This window comes from Streptomyces sp. NPDC048523 (assembly GCF_043199815.1).
In the GTDB taxonomy this organism is placed as follows: domain Bacteria; phylum Actinomycetota; class Actinomycetes; order Streptomycetales; family Streptomycetaceae; genus Streptomyces.
Genome location: NZ_JBICWQ010000002.1, coordinates 1380337 through 1397019, shown reverse-complemented (window position 1 = coordinate 1397019; position 16683 = coordinate 1380337). Strand labels below are relative to the sequence as shown.

14 protein-coding genes and 2 pseudogenes are annotated in these 16683 nt (G+C 70.2%); 11 read left to right on the top strand and 5 right to left on the bottom strand.

The window, feature by feature from the left end; genetic code table 11:
• The first annotated feature begins 35 nt into the window (after window positions 1-35).
• Entirely contained in the window at window positions 36-1052 is a 1017-nt protein-coding gene (locus ACGFWE_RS15465) for a hypothetical protein (RefSeq protein WP_393600164.1), read from the top strand.
• A gap of 160 nt (window positions 1053-1212) precedes the next feature.
• Here ACGFWE_RS15465 and ACGFWE_RS15460 read toward each other — a convergent pair whose 3' ends face one another.
• Window positions 1213-1563, bottom strand: a complete 351-nt coding sequence (locus ACGFWE_RS15460) for a hypothetical protein (RefSeq protein WP_393600163.1) — start codon at window positions 1561-1563, stop codon at window positions 1213-1215.
• 6 nt (window positions 1564-1569) lie between these two features.
• Between ACGFWE_RS15460 and ACGFWE_RS15455 the strand changes: the two genes are divergently transcribed.
• A complete protein-coding gene (locus ACGFWE_RS15455) occupies window positions 1570-3777 on the top strand; it encodes a glycosyltransferase (RefSeq protein ID WP_352391129.1) in 2208 nt (735 codons plus the stop codon).
• On the top strand, window positions 3774-4985 hold the full coding sequence (locus tag ACGFWE_RS15450) for an acyltransferase (protein WP_352391130.1): 1212 nt from the start codon (window positions 3774-3776) through the stop codon (window positions 4983-4985). The genes ACGFWE_RS15455 and ACGFWE_RS15450 overlap by 4 nt, the downstream gene beginning before the upstream one ends.
• A gap of 61 nt (window positions 4986-5046) precedes the next feature.
• Here the strand turns inward: ACGFWE_RS15450 and ACGFWE_RS15445 are convergent.
• The 3 genes and pseudogenes from ACGFWE_RS15445 to ACGFWE_RS15435 form a co-directional block, all read right to left on the bottom strand.
• Window positions 5047-5869: pseudogene (locus ACGFWE_RS15445) on the bottom strand (maleylpyruvate isomerase family mycothiol-dependent enzyme).
• Entirely contained in the window at window positions 5866-6072 is a 207-nt protein-coding gene (locus tag ACGFWE_RS15440) for a DUF397 domain-containing protein (protein WP_352391132.1), read from the bottom strand. The pseudogene ACGFWE_RS15445 and the gene ACGFWE_RS15440 overlap by 4 nt, the downstream one beginning before the upstream one ends.
• An 18-nt stretch (window positions 6073-6090) precedes the next feature.
• A pseudogene (locus ACGFWE_RS15435) lies at window positions 6091-6939 on the bottom strand (helix-turn-helix domain-containing protein); the annotation flags it as partial.
• A gap of 234 nt (window positions 6940-7173) precedes the next feature.
• Here ACGFWE_RS15435 and ACGFWE_RS15430 point away from each other — a divergent pair.
• The 4 genes from ACGFWE_RS15430 to ACGFWE_RS15415 all read left to right on the top strand — a co-directional run bounded on the left by ACGFWE_RS15430 (window position 7174) and on the right by ACGFWE_RS15415 (window position 10910).
• The gene (locus ACGFWE_RS15430; RefSeq protein ID WP_393600162.1) at window positions 7174-7644 is read left to right on the top strand and encodes an ATP-binding protein; all 471 of its coding nucleotides are present in this window, start codon (window positions 7174-7176) and stop codon (window positions 7642-7644) included.
• Window positions 7645-7757: 113 nt separating this feature from the next.
• Window positions 7758-8066: a hypothetical protein gene (locus ACGFWE_RS15425; RefSeq protein WP_393600161.1), complete on the top strand. Its 309-nt coding sequence runs from the start codon at window positions 7758-7760 to the stop codon at window positions 8064-8066.
• A gap of 208 nt (window positions 8067-8274) precedes the next feature.
• Window positions 8275-9657, top strand: coding sequence for a nitrate/nitrite transporter (locus ACGFWE_RS15420; RefSeq protein ID WP_352391136.1), 1383 nt, complete (start codon window positions 8275-8277; stop codon window positions 9655-9657).
• A 98-nt stretch (window positions 9658-9755) separates the two neighbouring features.
• On the top strand, window positions 9756-10910 hold the full coding sequence (locus tag ACGFWE_RS15415) for a uroporphyrinogen-III synthase (RefSeq protein ID WP_352391137.1): 1155 nt from the start codon (window positions 9756-9758) through the stop codon (window positions 10908-10910).
• A gap of 43 nt (window positions 10911-10953) precedes the next feature.
• On the opposite strand, the gene ACGFWE_RS15410 is transcribed toward ACGFWE_RS15415, so the two are convergent.
• Window positions 10954-11502, bottom strand: coding sequence for a DUF1772 domain-containing protein (locus ACGFWE_RS15410; protein WP_393600160.1), 549 nt, complete (start codon window positions 11500-11502; stop codon window positions 10954-10956).
• A 199-nt stretch (window positions 11503-11701) separates the two neighbouring features.
• On the opposite strand from ACGFWE_RS15410, the gene ACGFWE_RS15405 reads away from it, so the two are divergent.
• From ACGFWE_RS15405 to ACGFWE_RS15390, 4 genes are all read left to right on the top strand, one after another.
• Window positions 11702-12286, top strand: a complete 585-nt coding sequence (locus ACGFWE_RS15405) for a CGNR zinc finger domain-containing protein (RefSeq protein ID WP_393600159.1) — start codon at window positions 11702-11704, stop codon at window positions 12284-12286.
• 318 nt (window positions 12287-12604) lie between these two features.
• Window positions 12605-13126 carry a sigma-70 family RNA polymerase sigma factor gene (locus ACGFWE_RS15400; RefSeq protein WP_010039908.1) on the top strand — a complete coding sequence of 174 codons (522 nt, stop codon included), beginning with the start codon at window positions 12605-12607 and terminating at the stop codon, window positions 13124-13126.
• A 47-nt stretch (window positions 13127-13173) separates the two neighbouring features.
• Window positions 13174-13953: an anti-sigma factor family protein gene (locus tag ACGFWE_RS15395; protein ID WP_393600158.1), complete on the top strand. Its 780-nt coding sequence runs from the start codon at window positions 13174-13176 to the stop codon at window positions 13951-13953.
• 63 nt (window positions 13954-14016) lie between these two features.
• Complete coding sequence (locus ACGFWE_RS15390) at window positions 14017-16473, top strand: UvrD-helicase domain-containing protein (RefSeq protein ID WP_352391141.1); 2457 nt, start codon at window positions 14017-14019, stop codon at window positions 16471-16473.
• Window positions 16474-16683 lie beyond the last annotated feature (210 nt).

Below are 16683 nucleotides of genomic sequence, written 5' to 3'. Positions count from 1 at the left end.
AATGGCCCGAGGTTGCATCAGGCACCCAGGGCACCGTGACGACCGGGGGAGCCACCCAGGCTTTTCCGGAAACCGGAGAAATCAGGGAAACCGAGGACGCCGGAGGAACCGGGGCGACCGGAGCCCGAGTTGAGGCCGGGAAGGGTGACTTCGCCGGGAAGAGGAAGGGTGACTTCCCGGGGGCCCCGAGAGCGGACCGCGGCCGGGACCTCCCCGAGCCGCCCGGCCGCAGAGCCGTCGTACGCGATCCCTGGGACGAGTCCGGCAGCGGTGCCGACGGCACCCACGACCCGCACGAGGTGACGGTCCAGCTCGACGCGGTCAGCGGGAACGACGACGGCCGTATCGAGGGCCGCTCCGGAGGCGACGGCGGATCCGAGGGCTCCGACGGCCCGGTCTTCGTCGACGAGTCGGGCCGGCGCAGCCGACGCTTCCGCCGGATCGGCATCGCCGTCGGCCTGGCCTGCGCGGTCTACGCCGTCGTCATCGTCGTCACCCTGCTGTCCGGCAACTCCAACGCGCCCTGGCTCCCCATGACCGGCCCGAAGGACGACGCCCCGGCCGGCAAGCTCGACACCAGCCCGATGCCGGCCGAGTCCGCCGAGCCCTCCGCCGCCGCGGGGGTGATCCCGGGGACCACCCCGACGGTCAGCGGCGGAGCCACGCCGGTTCCGGGAGTCAGCGGCACCGCGCCCGGTGCCACCGTGAGCCCGGGCAGGCCGGGGACGTCCGCCGATCCGTCGGCCACCGCCACCCAGCCGGGCGGCAACCCGTCGGTCAGCGCCGATCCGTCGACGCAGCCGACGCAGTCGGTCACCCCGCCGCCCAGCGCGTCGGTCACCCCGCCCGTCACCACCAGCCCCGAGCCCTCGGTCGCCCCGACCCAGACCACGGGCGGCGACAGCGCCGGCCCCGGCACGGTCGCCGACGGCCCGGCCGCCCCCTCACCCATCGCGTCGGAGACGTCCCAGACCTCGGCACCGGGCACCTCGGCTCCCGCCGTGCCTGCCGACGCCCCGGTCTCCTCCCCGTCCCCGGAGCACATCCTCTGATGGCATCCCGTACCCGCCGCCGGGGGGCCGTGCCCAGAGCCGCTGCCGCTGCGGCTGCCGCTGCCGACCCGGCCGCCTCTTCACACAGCGCGTCGGAGGCCTGCGCTTCTTCGTTCGTGGCGTCGGAGGCGTGCGCCTGTTCGCTTGTCGCGTCCGAGGTCTACGGCACCTCGTCCGTGGCGTCGGAGGCGTGCGCCTGCTGGTCGGTCACGTTGGAGGTCCGCGCTTCCTCGCCCGTCGCGTCGGCGGCCTCCGGCACCTCGCCCGTCGCGTCGGCGACCTCTGGCATCCCGCCTGTCGCGTCGGAGACCTCCGCCACCTCGCCTGTCGCGTCGGAGACCTCCGCCACCTCGCCCGTCGCCCCGGAGACCTCTGGCATCCCGCCTGTCGCGTCGGCGACCTCCGGCACCCTTCCCATCCCGTCGGAGACCTGGGGCACCGGCACCGGTACCTCCGCTCCCGCTTCCGTGCCCTCCGACGCCCCGCTCTCCTCCCCGTCCCCGGAGTACACCCTCTGATGGCATCCCGCACCCGCCGCCCGGGGGCCGCGCCTGGAGCCCCCGCCGGCTCCAGGCGCCGTCGCCTGCCCATGCGCCTGCTGCTGCCCGTGCTCGTCCTCGTCGCGCTCATGGCGATGCTCATGCTGCGCGGCTATGTCCACAGCGAGATCCTCGCCGACCACCGCATCCGGTCCGAGGCATCCACCGACAAGGTGCCCGAGAAGATCCTCGACGGCGGCCCGGTGATCGACACCCGCAGCGGCCGTGCCACCAGCCTGAAGATGCCGGACCGCCGGCTCGTCCTCACCTTCGACGACGGCCCCGACCCGACCTGGACCCCCAAGGTCCTGGACGTCCTGAAGAAGCACCACGCGCACGCGGTCTTCTTCGTCACCGGCACCATGGCCTCCCGCTACCCGGACCTGGTCAAGCGCATGGTCGACGAGGGCCACGAGATCGGGCTGCACACCTTCAACCACCCCGACCTGTCCTTCCAGTCGAAGAAGCGCATCGACTGGGAGCTCTCCCAGAACCAGCTCGCCCTCGCCGGCGCGGCCGGTATCCGCACCTCGCTGTTCCGGCCGCCGTACTCCTCCTTCGCCGACGCCATGGACAACAAGTCCTGGCCGGTCACCGAGTACATCGGCACCCGCGGCTACATCACCGTCGTCAACAACACCGACAGCGAGGACTGGCAGAAACCCGGCGTACGCCAGATCATCCGCAACGCCACGCCGAAGAACGGCAAGGGCGCGATCGTGCTGATGCACGACTCCGGCGGCGACCGCCACCAGACCGTCCAGGCCCTCGACCGGTTCCTGCCGGACATGAAGGACAAGGGCTACGAGTTCGACAACCTCACCGAGGCCCTCGACGCGCCCACCGCGCACACCGTCGTCGCCGGACCCGAACTGTGGAAGGGCAAGGCGTGGATCTTCCTGGTCCAGGCCTCCGAGCACATCACCGACGTCCTCGTCGTCGGACTCTCGATCATCGGTTCCCTGGTCATCGGCCGCTTCCTCCTCATGCTGCTGCTCTCGGGCATCCACGCCCGCCGCGTGCGCCGCAAGGACTTCCGCTGGGGAGAGCCGGTCACCCAGCCGGTGTCGGTGCTGGTCCCGGCCTACAACGAGGCCAAGTGCATCGAGAACACCGTCCGTTCACTGATGGCGAGCGAGCACCCCATCGAGGTGCTCGTCATCGACGACGGTTCGAGCGACGGCACCGCCCGGATCGTCGAGGCGATGGGCCTGCCGAACGTCCGGGTCGTACGCCAGCTCAACGCGGGCAAGCCGGCCGCCCTCAACCGCGGTCTGGCGAACGCCCGTCACGACATCATCGTGATGATGGACGGCGACACGGTGTTCGAACCGTCCACGGTCCGCGAGCTGGTCCAGCCCTTCGGCGACCCGCGCGTGGGAGCCGTCGCCGGCAACGCGAAGGTCGGCAACCGCGACTCGATGATCGGCGCCTGGCAGCACATCGAGTACGTGATGGGCTTCAACCTCGACCGCCGGATGTACGACGTCCTGCGCTGCATGCCGACGATTCCGGGCGCGGTGGGAGCCTTCCGCCGGTCCGCCCTGGAACGCGTCGGCGGCATGAGCGACGACACGCTCGCCGAGGACACCGACATCACCATGGCCATGCACCGGGACGGCTGGCGCGTGGTCTACGCGGAGAAGGCGCGCGCCTGGACGGAGGCACCGGAGACGGTCCAGCAGCTCTGGTCCCAGCGCTACCGGTGGTCGTACGGCACCATGCAGGCGATCTGGAAGCACCGGAAGGCGCTGGTGGAACGGGGCCCGTCGGGCCGCTTCGGCCGCGTCGGCCTGCCCCTGGTCTCCCTGTTCATGGTGGTGGCGCCCCTGCTGGCCCCCCTGATCGACGTATTCCTGCTCTACGGCGTCGTGTTCGGCCCGACCGAGAAGACGATCGTGGCCTGGCTTGGCGTCCTCGCGATCCAACTGGTGTGCGCCGCCTACGCGTTCCGGCTCGACCGGGAGCGCATGACCCACCTGATCTCGCTGCCGTTGCAGCAGATCCTCTACCGCCAGCTCATGTACGTCGTGCTGCTCCAGTCCTGGATCACGGCCCTCACCGGAGGCCGCCTGCGCTGGCAGAAGCTGCGCCGTACGGGGGTCGTCGAGGCACCGGGCGGACCGGTACCCCGGCAGCAGCGGCGCAGCGGCAGTGGCAGTGACGAGCGGAGGCCGGTCGGATGACGCAGGAGTACACAGCGGGGCGGCAGGGGACGGTCGCCGCACCCAAGGCCCCCGGCCGGGACCGCTATCTGGACCTGCTGCGCTCCCTGGCGCTGGTCCGCGTGGTCCTCTACCACCTGTTCGGCTGGGCCTGGCTGACGGTCCTGTTCCCGTCGATGGGCGTGATGTTCGCGCTGGCGGGCTCGCTGATGGCCCGCTCGCTGAACAGGCCGACGCTGAGCGTGATCAGGGGCCGGATCCGCCGACTCCTGCCGCCCCTCTGGGCCTTCAGCGCGGTGGTGCTGCCGCTGATGTTCGTCGGCGGCTGGAGGCTCTCCGAGGACCCGGACCACAGCGGCACCTGGGGCCTGCTGGAGCTGGTCAACTACGTCGTCCCGATCGGGGCGCCGCCGTACCCGTGGGAGGTCGGCTTCCCCTCCGACCTGCTGGAGAGCACGTGGGCGGACCAGGCGGTGGGCCCGCTGTGGTACCTCCGCGCCTATCTGTGGTTCGTGCTGGCCTCACCCCTGCTGCTGTGGGCGTTCCGCAGGGTGCCGTGGGCGACCCTCCTGGCACCGCTGGCGCTGACGGCCGTGGTGGGCACGGGCCTGGTGACCATCCCCGGCGAACTCGGCAACGCCGTCACCGACTTCACGGTCTACGGCAGCTGCTGGATCCTCGGTTTCGCGCACCATGAGGGCGTGCTGGCGAAGGTCCCGCGCTACCTCGCCGTCTCCGGCTCGGTCATGGTGATGGCCTTCGCCCTGTGGTGGGCCTCCGGCCACCTGGGCCCCGAGGGCTGGGACCTGAACGACATCCCCCTCGCCCAGGCGGCCTGGTCCTTCGGTTTCGTGGTGATCCTGCTCCAGTACTCACCGTCCTGGCAGGAGCTGCCCGGCCGCCTGGCCCGCTGGGACAAACTGGTGACCCTCTCCAACAACCGCGCCATCACGATCTACCTCTGGCACAACCTGCTGATCATGGCCACGGTCCCGATCATCGACCTGGCCTACCGCCTCCCCTTCATGCAGAGCGACCGCGCGGTCGAGGCGCTCGACGCGACGGACATGCTGTGGATGTTCTTCCTGGTGTGGCCGTTGATCGGGCTCGCGATCCTGGCGTTCGGCTGGATCGAGGATTTGGCGGCGAAGCGGAGGCCGCGGTTGTGGCCGAACGGGGTGAAGCGGGAGCGCGCGAAGCAGACGACGCCTGCCGGGCACGGGGCCTGACGGGGCTGCGGGGCGATCTCACCCCAGGTCGGGGCAATGGCCTTCGACGCACCAGGGTTCCTCAATAGACGATGGACACAATGCGGCAGACGGCTTCGGCGAGCCGACGCTCCCCGCTGATGCGGGCTCGGGCGAAGGCGGTAACAGGATCGATGCCGCGGGTGCAGAGTCGCCAGGCGGTCTCCGTGTCCAGCCGTACTGATGCGGCGGGCCGGCCGGTGGGGGCTTCGGCCAGTGACCAGCGGTCCTCGGTGGCGGTCACGGTCCAGGTGCCGACGGCCGGCTCGTCGGTGGCCACCTGGACTTGTGTCCCGGCGGGCGCGGGCGTGTGACGCAGTGTGTGGGGCAGGGCTCTCATGAAGGTGTCCAGGACCGCGGACAGAGCGTTGGGCTCCGGGTCGGTGTCCTGGCCGATGGCATGGCGGATCTGCTGGCGGTGGGTCCAGTACGGTGAACTCCCGCGCGACATCGAGCCACTTCGGTGCCGGGTCTGCCCCTGCCCAGGACACTCCCAGGCCCGTTGCGTCGAGGTGGGTGCCCTCGAATCGGCGGGCGACCCGGGGCCCGGCCAGTTCAAGGGCCTCGATGAGCTCGGCGGGGCTGTGATCGGCGTGGAGGTCGATCCATTCCTGGTTGATCCGGTGGATGAACGCTTCCAGCGTCTCTCCGGCCGCCATGGCGCGGTGGTGCCTCTCTGTGCTCCAGCCGAGGCGGCCGTGGTAGTCACCGAGGATGTGGACGGCAAGATCGCGCACGGTCCAGCCCGGGACCGCGATCCTGCCCCACTCACTGGGCCGCAGATCGCGCAGCGCATCGAGGAGCGAGGTCAGCTCTGGCCCGAACAGCGGGCGAGTGTCGATCGGCTTGCCCAGCCAAAGCATCATGTGGAGCAGTAGGTAGGTCCCGGCGACGTGGGACAGGTCGTGTGGGAAAGGAACTGAGTCCAAGCGGCGGCTTGGAAGGCGAGGTGGGGGCCTTCTGTGTCCTTTGAGTCGCGGACGTGGATGGCGGTGAGGGTGGCGGCTATCTCGACGCAGTTCGAACTGTCACCGCTGTAGCTGGACTTCTGCCAGTGGGGATTCTGCACAGTACGGCCCTTTGACGTGTCCTTGATGAGACGGTGGATGAAGTCCCGTGACTCGGCGGTGCCGAGTGCGCAGGTTTCCATGTGATCAAGCACGGCACGGTACTTGCTCAACCATGCCTCCGTGTCGAGGAAGCCGCAGCCACCGTGGTGTGTGTCCAGTTGGACCGTAGCGAGCTGGGGGACGGCACCCTCGACGTAGTCGAAGGACTGGCCCGTGCTCGGGAAGAACTCCGTACCGAAGGGGATCACGCGGACCGTGACATGAGTCAGTTCGCTCATGTCCAGCAGATGCTTGAGCTGGCCGCGTACGACAGCGGGGCCGCCGAAGCCCATGCGCAGGGCCGTCTCGTGAATGAAGGCCGAGTACAGGGGTGGATCTTCCCGGTGCAGGATGCCCTGGCGCTTCATGCGGTGGGTGAGGCGGTGTTCGATCTCGTACTGCCGCATGGGCGGTACGACTGCCCGGAAGAGGGAACGGGCATGGTCGGTTGTCTGCAGCAGAGCGGGGATGTGAATCACGAGGGCCACCCGCAACCCCGTCGCGTGGTGCTCCAGTTCGGCCAGGTCGACCAGCGCCGCCGGTAGGTGATCGCGATACGTCTCCCACCAGCCGGGAGTCCGCCGCCCTGTCATCTCGGCCAGGGCGTGGATCAGGGCTTCGTCGGAGCAGGCGTAGGCGGACGCCATGGCTCGGACGCGGTCGGCGCTGAGGGCGCTGCGGCCGGTCTCGATCATGCTGATGCGTCCTTGGTTGACGCCGAACATCGAGGCGGCAGCGGTCGTGGTGAAGCCGGCCTGCTCGCGAAGTTTGCGCAGCTCGGCCCCGAGTCGGCGCTGGCGCAGGGTGGGGTTGCTGGTGGGTGGCAAAAGCGCGTCCTTCCGGGCTGCGGCACTGCGGTCGTGTAACCCACACGAGGTAATAACGGGTACATCTCTTCAATTGGGGAGATGTATCTCCCATGTGCCTCTACTGTACTTCTTGTCGCCCAACTCCCCCCGCCCATAAGCCGGAAGCGCACCCACCCAGGCACAGCCACCGCCCGGCGCGGCCGTTGAGCGAGTAGTCGTCGAAGCTCCCTTTCTCTTCCGCGGAGGTATCCGATGGTCACCGTAGCCCTGCCCGACACCTGGGTGTACGCCCTTCGCCTGCCGCATGACCCCAGAGCCGCACGTGTCGCACGTACGACCGTGCGGGCCGCGCTGAAGGGGCATGGCATGGCCCATGTCCTCGACCCCGTGGAGCTGTTGACGTCCGAACTCGTCACCAACGCCTACCTGCACACCAAGGGACCCGCCTCGTTGAGGCTGACCGCCCTCGGTGAGGGGCGGCTGCGGGTCGGGGTCTGGGACAGTCATCCCTGCATCCCGGCACCCTTCGCCGAACCGCCCGGTGACCGTGTTCCGCCCGGTTCGGTGGGTGCTGTCGGCGGGCGCGGGTTGTTCCTCGTCCAGGAGTTCGCCGACTCCTGGGGCGGCTGGTCCCTCGGGAGCGGTCTGCTCGACCGGGGGGCGGGGAAGTTGCTGTGGTTCGAGGTGGGTGGGGGCGCCGGTGTCCGATCGCGGGCGACCTGATCGCCGTAACACAGGGCACGCGGGAGGCGAGCTTGAGCGATCCGAGGCCGGCGACGGATGCCGCCCCACTCCCTACGGACGGGAGCGGGTGCGGGTGCACGGTCTCCATAGCCATGCGCGCCCTCATCGACATAGCCATGCGCGCCCTCATCGACCGCGGTCTGCCCCAGGACCTGATCGACGTCCACGCCGCCTGTCCGTACTACTCCGTGATCGAACTCGAGCAGCTGGGCCAGTTCGACCTGTGCGAACTGCGCGACCGGCTCGAGAGTGTCGTATGGGTGAGTGATGAGGAGTTCGCGGCCTACGGGCTCAGCCCGGAAGACATCGCTGAGCTGCGACGATGGGCGCTGGAGTGGGAGTCCGACCTGGGGCTCCGGCTGGCCGAGGACTACGACGATCCCGAGGACGCCGACGGCTGACGCAGTCCCCCGGCTCTCACACCGCCGCCTCCCGGCGCGGAGCTGTTCGTAACACAAAGCCCCCACGACCTCTCATCCCGCCCTGCGCCGGGGTGAGAGCAACGTTCCTTTCCGGTCACCCTGTGCCACAGGCAGGAAACGCGTCGTCCCTACCTTCGGGATCAGCCACTCGCAGCAGGACCGAGCCCCGTCGCACCGTGGAGGCGTCATGACAGCCCCTAGTACAGCCCCCGCACCCCCGAGCAGGGGCGGCCGCTGGATCCAGCAGTGGGATCCGGAGGACGAGACCTTCTGGAAGGAGACCGGCGAGAAGATCGCCAAGCGGAACCTGCTCTTCTCCGTTCTCTCCGAGCACATCGGGTTCTCGGTCTGGACCATGTGGTCCGTGCTGGTGCTCTTCATGGGCCCGGAGTACGGGCTCACTCCGGCCGACAAGTTCCTGCTCACGTCGATGGTCACGCTCGTCGGTGCCGTCGTCCGCGTCCCCTACACCTTCGCCGTGGCGATCTTCGGCGGGCGGAACTGGACGATCATCTCGGCCAGCCTGCTCCTCGTCCCCACCATCGCCGCCTTCACTGTGATGAAGCCGGGGACCTCGTTCAACACCTTCCTGCTGGTCGGCCTGCTGGCCGGCATCGGTGGCGGCAACTTCGCGTCGTCCATGACGAACATCAACGCGTTCTTCCCCCTCCGTAAGAAGGGGTGGGCCCTCGGGCTCAACGCCGGTGGCGGCAACATCGGCGTCCCGGTCATCCAGCTGATCGCCCTCGCGATCATCGGCGCCAGCGGCGGACCCCGGGTGCTGCTCGGGATCTACATCCCGCTGATCCTCGTCGCCGCCGTCCTCTCCTCGCTCTTCATGGACAACATCGAGAACGTGAAGAACGACACCGGCGCCGCCAAGGACGCCGCGAAGGACGCGCACACCTGGATCATGTCCTTCCTCTACATCGGCACGTTCGGCTCCTTCATCGGCTACAGCTTCGCCTTCGGCCAGGTACTGACCAACCAGTTCGGCCGGACCCCGCTGGAGGCCGCGTACGTCACCTTCATCGGCCCGCTGCTCGGCTCGCTGATCCGTCCGGTGGGCGGCGCGCTGGCCGACAAGTACGGCGGCGCGAAGATCACGCTCTACAACTACGTCGGCATGGGCGTGGCGACCGCGGTCCTGATCGCCGCCAGCATGCAGAAGTCGCTCGGACTGTTCACCACCGCGTTCGTGGTGCTCTTCGTCCTCAGCGGCCTCGGCAACGGCTCGACGTTCAAGATGATCCCCGGCATCTTCCACACGAAGGCCCTCGCCAAGGGGCTGGAGGGCGAAGCGGCCGCCGCCTACGGGCGCCGCCTCTCCGGTGCCTCCATGGGTCTGATCGGTGCGGTCGGCGCGCTCGGCGGCGTCGGCATCAACCTCGCCTTCCGCCAGTCCTTCCTCTCCTACGGCTCCGGAACCGGCGCGTTCGTCGCCTTCCTCGCCTTCTACGCGGCCTGCTTCCTGGTCACCTGGGCCGTATACCTTCGCCGTACGGCCGCCCAGGGCCCGGCCACGACCGCCACAGAGGCGAAGCCGCAGCTCAACTACGCCGAGGTGTGACGTAACACTGACGACATGAACCGGAACCGAGCCTGTCACGAGCCGTTGACAGGCTCGGTCGGCATGTAGGTCAGACGACAGACTGTGGGACGACAGCCATGTACGACGAACAGCAGGCAGCAGAGCAACACGGCCCCCTCGCGGGGTTCACCGTGGGAGTCACGGCCGCGCGCCGGGCGGACGAACTCGGTGCGCTGCTCCAGCGCCGCGGGGCCGCGGTCCTGCACGCGCCCGCCCTGCGGATCGTGCCCCTCTCCGACGACAGCGAGCTGCTGGCGGCGACGAAGGACCTCATCGACCAGGCACCGGACGTCGTGGTGGCCACCACCGCCATCGGCTTCCGGGGATGGGTCGAGGCCGCCGACGGGTGGGGGCTCGGTGAGGCGCTCATCGAACGGCTGCGCGAGGTGGAACTGCTCGCGCGCGGACCCAAGGTCAAAGGGGCCGTACGGGCCGCCGGGCTGACGGAAGACTGGTCGCCGTCGTCGGAGTCCATGGCCGAGGTGCTGGACCGGCTGCTGGAGGAGGGCGTCGAGGGACGCCGGGTCGCCATTCAGCTGCACGGCGAGCCGTTGCCCGGATTCGTGGAGGCGCTGCGGGCCGGGGGAGCGGAGGTCGTGGGGGTGCCGGTGTACCGGTGGATGCCGCCGGAGGACATCGGGCCGGTGGACCGGCTGCTGGACGCGGCGGTCTCCCGCGGTCTCGACGCGCTCACCTTCACCAGCGCTCCCGCCGCGGCCTCGCTGCTGTCCCGGGCCGAGGACCGCGCTCTGCTGCCGGAGCTGCTCGCCGCGCTCAACCACGACGTGCTGCCGGCGTGTGTCGGGCCGGTGACCGCGCTGCCGTTGCAGGCGCGGGGCGTGGACACGGTGTCGCCCGAGCGCTTCCGGCTCGGACCGCTCGTGCAGCTGCTGTGCCAGGAGCTTCCCGGGCGGGCCCGGACCCTGCCCATCGCCGGCCACCGGGTGGAGATCCGGGGGCACGCCGTCCTGGTCGACGGGACGCTGCGGCCGGTGCCCCCGGCGGGGATGTCACTGCTGCGGACGCTGTCCCGGCGGCCCGGCTGGGTGGTGTCCCGGGCGGAGCTCCTGCGGGCGCTGCCGGGCGCCGGACGGGATGAGCACGCGGTGGAGACGGCGATGGCACGTCTCCGTACGGCCCTGGGGGCCCCGAAGCTGATCCAGACGGTGGTGAAGCGGGGGTACCGGCTGGCGCTGGACCCCGCGGCGGACGCGAAGTACTCGGACGCCTAGCCGACCGCCCGGCCGACCTGGGCGGCGCGTCTGCCCGTCGCCTTCACCGGCGTCCCGAAGCCGACCCGGACGGACGTCTAGCAGCCGACCCTGGTCGCACCTTGCCGGTCGCCTTCACCAGCAGCCCCAGCGCCACCGTCAGCAACACCGCCCGCACCACGTTCCACGCCACCCACGGGTCCTCGAACTCCTCGCGCAGGGCGCCGGGATCGCCGTCGCGCGCGAGGGCGTCGTTGAGGGGGACGTTGACGACGACCGTCACCAGGAAGGCCAGGGCGGAGACGGCCAGGGCCGCCCACACCCACCCCCGTCCGCCCGTGCCCCGCGCCTGCCAGGCCGCCACCGCCGTGAGCAGCGGGGCGCCCAGGAAGCCGAGGAAGAACACCGGGTTCTGGATGACCTCGTTGATGTCGCGCATCACCTCGACGTAGACGCGGTCGTCGCTGCGCGCCAGGGCCGGCATGACGGCGCACGCGAAGACGTAGAAGGCCCCGGCGATCAGGCCCGTGGCAACGGCGGCCGCGCCCAGTACGAACCGGCCCAGTACGAACCGGCCCAGGACAAGGCCGTTGCTCCTGCTGCTCTGTGTCATGTCTCCAGTCAAGGGACCCGCCCGGCGCTCCGACATGGCCGAGACGGGCTGCCGCATACGTGTGCGTCCACGCACCGCTCCCGGTTCGAGGGGTTCCGGCGGCGAGGACGGGAGGGCACTGTAAGAGGGAGCCCCGGAACAGCCGCGAGCACCTCACCGACCCCTTACGACCGGGGCACCCCAAGGCGGTGACAGGCACATGGCACTGGGTACGGCCACGGTCGCGTACGAGCTGCGGTTCGACGCCGGACGCATCTGTCTCGACCTCCTCGCGACCACCCACCCCGAGGAACGCCTCGACTCCACGGAGGTGCTCGGCGCCTGGATCGTCGGTTCCGGACTGGTGCCGCGGGGGACGGATCTGACGCACATGGGCCCCTCCTGGCTCGTCGGCTTCCGGGAACTGCGCGGCCGCATCGGACACTTGGTGCGAGGCACACCCGGACACGGCTACGACCTCGCGCTCGCCCACGTCAACGAGGCCGCCCGCGCCGCGCCTCCCGCCCCGCGCGCCGTACCGGACACGGACGGCGCGCTGGTGCGTGAGTTGGACGGTCCGCCCGACTGCGCGGCACTGCTCGGGGCCATCGCCAGGGACGCCGTAGAGCTGCTGACGGACCCGGTCGCGCGGGCCGGGATCAGAGAGTGCGAAGGGGACAACTGCCCCATCGTCTACCTCGACACATCACGGGGGCGCAGGAGGCGCTGGTGCTCCAGTGAGGTGTGCGGGAACCGCGAAAGGGTGGCCCGGCATCGTCGCCGCGCGGCCCTCTCACAGAGCTGACTGGTCGTTATGTCCCTTCTGTGGAGCGGCTGTCGAAGTGATTTCGATTACATGTCGTTTACTCGCTCAACCTCACGGGCGGTAGTCGTGATCTTGCCTGTGTGGTGGAAATGTAAAGATCGCGCGGCGGGAATGTGCGCCCATGTCCTGTCTCGTCACGTCACTCAGAAGAAAACTGTCGTCGCACTTTGAACACCCAACCCCTCCTGTCCGTACCCGTGGTCGAGCGACCGACTGGGGGAACCCGGGACATCGGAGGTGGGCGTGCGCAAGGATTCCGTCGTGGCCAATGAACGTGGATCGAGGGCCCGACATCGCATGTCCCAGCCCTCGGAACCTGATGAGGAGCTGATGCGTGCCCTTTACAGGGAGCACGCCGGGCCTCTCCTTGCGTATGTCCTCCGGTTGGTTGCGGGTGACCGCCAGAGAGCCGAGGACGTGGTGCAGGAGACGCTCATCCGTGCCTGGAAGAACGCCGGACAGCTCAATCGAGCGACCGGATCGGTACGCCCCTGGCTGGTGACGGTCGCCCGGCGCATCGTCATCGACGGCCACCGCAGCCGGCAGGCCCGGCCGCAGGAGGTCGATCCGTCGCCGCTGGAGGTCATCCCCGCGGAGGACGAGATCGACAAGGCGCTGTGGTTGATGACGCTGTCGGACGCGCTCGACGACCTGACCCCCGCCCACCGGGAGGTGCTCGTCGAGACGTACTTCAAGGGGCGTACCGTCAACGAGGCGGCCGAGACACTGGGCATACCCAGCGGAACCGTCCGCTCACGGGTCTTCTACGCCCTGCGGTCGATGAAGCTCGCACTGGAGGAGCGGGGGGTGACAGCGTGATGGGTGTTTACGGGGGTAACCAGGGATTCGGCACAGGTGGTTCGGGTATGTCTGGCTCCATGATGGGATCTCCGGTGCCGAACGAGCACGAGACCGTCGGCGCCTACGCGCTCGGGATCCTCGACGACGCCGAGGCGACCGCCTTCGAGGCCCACCTCGCGACCTGCGAATGGTGCGCGCAACAGCTCGACGAGCTCGCCGGCATGGAGCCGATGCTCGCCGCCCTCGCGGACCTGCCGGGTTCCGGCACCCCCGCGATCGGGGAGTCGCTGTCCGCCAAGCCCAGTCCGCGGATCGTGAACAAGCTCGTGGACGAGGTCGCCGAGCGCCGTGCGCAGAAGCGGCGCCGCAGCTTCTACATGGTGGCGGCCGCGGGCGCGCTGATCATCGGCGGTCCGTTCGTCGCGATGGCGGCGAGCGCCGGCGACTCGGGCGGCGGGCCCAAGCAGAACCAGGTCCTCGCGGCCACCCCGAAGGAACTCTTCGAGTCCATGAGCGACAAGGTGTCCGCCACCGACTCCTCGACCGGCGTCAGCGCGACCGTCGCCATGCAGGGGAAGAACTGGGGCACCTCGCTCGGCCTGGAGCTCAAGGGCGTCAAGGGACCGCTCAAGTGCTCCCTGATCGCGGTCGGCACCAACGGCGAGCGCTGGACGGCCTCCACCTGGTCCGTCGGCAAGTGGGGCTACGGCCTCCCGGACGGCAAGACCGCGGAGTCCAAGCAGCCGCTCTACATCGGCGGTGCGGTGGCACCGGCCCAGAACGACATCGACCACTTCGAGGTCGTCGACTCCGACGGCAACAAGCTCGTCCAGGTCGACGCGTAACTTCCCGCCGGGGCCCCCTTCGCGTACGGTTGACGGCTGCCCAGCACGTCAGAAGGGGGCCCGGTGGCCGCTCAGGCTCAACCAACTGCGGTCGGCTCGGTTCAGGACTCGATCCGGGACCGTGAGATCAGCGTCGAACAGGAACATTTGGACCGGGTCTACCGGCGCCTCGAGGAGAAGATCCACGAGGCGGAGTTCCTCATGAACGACGCGGCCAAGCGCGGCCAGGTCGGCACGCCCGGCGCACTCGCCGAGCGGGACGCCCAGGTCTTCCGGGCCGGCGTCCACCTCAACCGGCTCAACAACGAGTTCGAGGACTTCCTCTTCGGCCGCATCGACCTGCTCCCCGGCAAGGACGGCAAGAAGGGGCCCGACGGCGCCTACACCGCCGTGGAACCCGCCGAGGGTGCGGTCCGCGAGGACAACACCGCCGACATCGCGGAGACCCTGCACATCGGCCGGATCGGGGTCCTGGACTCCGACTACGCGCCGCTCGTCATCGACTGGCGGGCCCCGGCCGCCGCGCCCTTCTACAGGTCCACTCCGGTGGATCCCGGGCGTGTCGTACGACGCCGGGTCATCCGCTCCAAGGGCCGCAAGGTCCTCGGCGTCGAGGACGACCTCATGCGCCCCGAGCTCAAGGCCCTCCTCGACGGCCACGAGCTGCCCGTCATCGGCGACGGCGCCCTGATGGCCGCGCTGGGACAGGCCCGCAGCCACACCATGCGGGACATCGTCGCCTCCATCCAGGCCGAACAGGACATGGTCATCCGGGCCCCCGCCGCGTCCGTGACCTACGTCGAGGGCGGGCCCGGCACCGGCAAGACCGCCGTGGCCCTGCACCGCGCCGCGTACCTCCTCTACCAGGACCGCCGCCGCTACGCGGGCGGCATCCTCATCGTCTCGCCCACACCCCTGCTGGTCGCGTACACCGAGGGCGTCCTGCCCTCCCTCGGCGAGGAGGGCCAGGTCGCCATCCGCGCGATCGGCTCCCTGGTCGACGGCGTCGAGGCCACCCTGTACGACTCCCCGGCGGTGGCCCGCGCCAAGGGCTCGTACCGGATGCTGAAGGTGCTGCGGAAGGCGGCACGCGGGGTGCTGGAACTCGGCGTCGGCGGTACGGCCGCCGGGGAGGGCCCCGGGCGCGGCAGGGCGGCCCGCTCCGGCCGCTCCGACTCCGGGCAACTCTCCTTCGGGGACCTCGCCGGCCCCGACGACGGCGCCGGGGACGGGAACGGCGCCGCCACCGCCGTAACCCCGCAGCCCGCCGCCGGACCTCCCGCCCGCCTGCGCGTGGTCGCCTTCGGGCGGCGGCTGGAGCTGGAGGCGGACGAGCTGGAACGTATCCGCCACAACGCCCTCAGCGGCACCGCGCCCGTCAACCTGCTGCGGCCCAGGGCGCGCAAACTGCTGCTGGACGCGCTGTGGGCGCGGTCCGGCTCCGGGTCCCGGCACACCGACCCGCAGCTGGCCGCCGAGCTGCGGTCGTCCTTCGACGAGGACATCACCTCCGAGGACAGCTTCATCGAGTTCCTCGACGCCTGGTGGCCCGAGCTCACCCCGAAGACCGTCCTCGCCGCCATGGCCGACGAGCGGCGCCTGGGCCGCTGGGCCCGCCGCATCCTCAACCCCGGCGAGGTCCGCAGGGTCGCCCGCTCGCTGAGACGCGACGGCCTCTCCGTGCACGACATCGCCATGCTCGACGAGCTCCAGGCGCTCCTCGGCGCCCCCGCCCGCCCCAGGAAGCGGCGCGAGCTGGACCCGCTGGACCAGCTCACCGGACTGGAGGAGCTGATGCCGGTCCGCGAGGAGACCCAGCGCGAGCGGGCCGAGCGGCTCGCCCAGGAGCGGGTCGAGTACGCCCACGTCATCGTCGACGAGGCCCAGGACCTCACGCCCATGCAGTGGCGCATGGTCGGCCGCCGCGGCCGGCACGCCACCTGGACGGTCGTGGGGGACCCCGCCCAGTCCTCCTGGTCCGACCCGGACGAGGCCGCCGAGGCCCGCGACGAGGCCCTCGGCACCCGTCCCCGCCGCCGCTTCCAGCTCACCGTGAACTACCGCAACCCCTCCGAGATCGCCGACCTCGCGGCCCGGGTGCTGGCCCTCGCCATGCCCGGCGCCACCTCCCCGTCGGCGGTACGGTCCACCGGCGTCCAGCCCCGCTTCAGCGTCGTACACAAGTCGCTGGGCGAGACCGTCCGCGAGGAGGCCGCCCGGCTCCTCGGCCTCGTCGACGGCACCGTCGGCGTCGTGGTCGCCATGAACCGCCGGGAAGAGGCGGCCCGCTGGCTCACCGGCCTCGGTGACCGGGTCGTGGCGCTCGGCAGCCTGGAGGCCAAGGGCCTGGAGTACGACGCGACGGTGGTCGTCTCCCCGGCCGAGATCGCCGACGAGTCTCCCGCCGGACTGCGGGTGCTCTACGTCGCCCTGACCAGGGCGACCCAGCAGCTGACGATCGTGTCCGCGGAGCGCGACCAGCCAAACGCGGAAGGCGTGCCGGATCTGCTGAGAGATTGAACTCTCCGGAGGGGAATGGTCTTTCGGGATCCGTTTGTTAGCCTGGACGAGACACCGGCCCGATCCAAGCCCCCGGGCCCAACCTTCGTCGCCACGAGCGACCACTTGCCGCGAGGCGAGCATGGCGGGTCGGTGTCACTGACCTGGTGAGAGGCCCACGTCCATGTGACGTGGGCCTCTTTCGCGTGAACGGCCCGTGGGCGATTCCTG

What these genes read in the sequence shown, in the direction of transcription:
- ACGFWE_RS15400 (WP_010039908.1), top strand. Translation starts at nt 12,605, where the DNA reads ATGTCCCAGCCCTCGGAACCTGATGAGGAGCTGATGCGTGCCCTTTAC.
- ACGFWE_RS15410 (WP_393600160.1), bottom strand. Translation starts at nt 11,502, where the DNA reads ATGACACAGAGCAGCAGGAGCAACGGCCTTGTCCTGGGCCGGTTCGTA.
- ACGFWE_RS15455 (WP_352391129.1), top strand. Translation starts at nt 1,570, where the DNA reads ATGGCATCCCGCACCCGCCGCCCGGGGGCCGCGCCTGGAGCCCCCGCC.
- ACGFWE_RS15430 (WP_393600162.1), top strand. Translation starts at nt 7,174, where the DNA reads ATGGTCACCGTAGCCCTGCCCGACACCTGGGTGTACGCCCTTCGCCTG.
- ACGFWE_RS15420 (WP_352391136.1), top strand. Translation starts at nt 8,275, where the DNA reads ATGACAGCCCCTAGTACAGCCCCCGCACCCCCGAGCAGGGGCGGCCGC.
- ACGFWE_RS15415 (WP_352391137.1), top strand. Translation starts at nt 9,756, where the DNA reads ATGTACGACGAACAGCAGGCAGCAGAGCAACACGGCCCCCTCGCGGGG.
- ACGFWE_RS15450 (WP_352391130.1), top strand. Translation starts at nt 3,774, where the DNA reads ATGACGCAGGAGTACACAGCGGGGCGGCAGGGGACGGTCGCCGCACCC.
- ACGFWE_RS15405 (WP_393600159.1), top strand. Translation starts at nt 11,702, where the DNA reads ATGGCACTGGGTACGGCCACGGTCGCGTACGAGCTGCGGTTCGACGCC.
- ACGFWE_RS15425 (WP_393600161.1), top strand. Translation starts at nt 7,758, where the DNA reads ATGCGCGCCCTCATCGACATAGCCATGCGCGCCCTCATCGACCGCGGT.
- ACGFWE_RS15395 (WP_393600158.1), top strand. Translation starts at nt 13,174, where the DNA reads ATGTCTGGCTCCATGATGGGATCTCCGGTGCCGAACGAGCACGAGACC.